The sequence below is a fragment of the Bacillus sp. LR--39 genome, assembly GCF_053613335.1.
The window spans coordinates 1-937 of sequence record NZ_JBSIOT010000474.1 but is presented as its reverse complement, the minus strand read 5'-3'; the positions used below and the strand labels follow the sequence as shown (position 1 = coordinate 937).

The following is a 937-nucleotide window of genomic DNA, read 5'->3' as shown; positions in this document are numbered from 1 at the left end:
CGCATTGGCTTTCTGTTTGGCAAGCAAAGCTTCCTGAGCCTCATTTCTGGCTATCAGCAGCTCATTTTCATATTCATTTCGCTTTCGCATTGGAATAAGAACACAATCAAAGACAGAAGCCCCGCTATCGTGTCTCGCAGTAGCATTGATAAGGACGGGAATTTCTTCTCCATCTCTAGCTTTCAGGGAAATGTATATTTCTTCGATGTGATGCTCCAATTTCAAAAGAGGAAAAAAATAAAGCTGGCAGAAAAGCTGTGCGGGAATGGTCAACATCATATTCATGTGCTGGCCGATAACCTGCTCCGGTTCATAATCCAGAATCTTGATAAGGGTGCGGTTGGCAGCTATGATCGACCCCTCTTCTGACAAAGCGAGGAAACCGCATGGTGCATCATTCAATTGTTTGTCCATCTAAGAGGGTCACCTCTATCCCTTTCGTTCCTATATCACACGTGTGCTTTTAAATAATCGCCGATCAGCTGTATCGTCTCATCTGGATGGCTCATATGAGGGCAATGTCTGCGAGCCTCCATTTGTTTCAGACTGCTATAAGGCAGATGCTGGTGCATATACTTACCTACTGTTGCAGGTGCGATGATATCATCTGCACATTGGAGAATAAGAGAGGGAACCGTTACCTTCGAAAGATCCTCTCGGTGATCAGAAAAAAACGCCGCTTTCGCGAATTGGCGGGCAATGACAGGATCAGTAGAACAAAAACGGCTTTCAAGCTCTTCCTTAATTTCAGGCCGATCTGGCTGATTCAGAACGGTTGCCGCAAATACAGTTGCCCAGCCGATATAATTTTTCTCCATCATCTCCAGCAAGCCGAGGAGCTGCTCCTCTTCAAATCCTCCGTAATACTCAGGCGGATCATTCAAATAGCAAGGAGAAGGCCCTACCATCACCAGCTGGGAAAAAAGCTCCGGGCGGC

Annotated in this window: 2 pseudogenes; both read right to left on the bottom strand. The window is 46.3% G+C overall.

The annotated features are described in order from the left end of the window. A pseudogene (gene rsbP / locus ACWHAR_RS24250) lies at positions 1–414 on the bottom strand (phosphoserine phosphatase RsbP); the annotation flags it as partial. Positions 415–449: 35 nt separating this feature from the next. Beyond that, positions 450–937: pseudogene (gene rsbQ, locus ACWHAR_RS24245) on the bottom strand (sigma factor SigB/phosphatase RsbP regulator RsbQ); the annotation flags it as partial.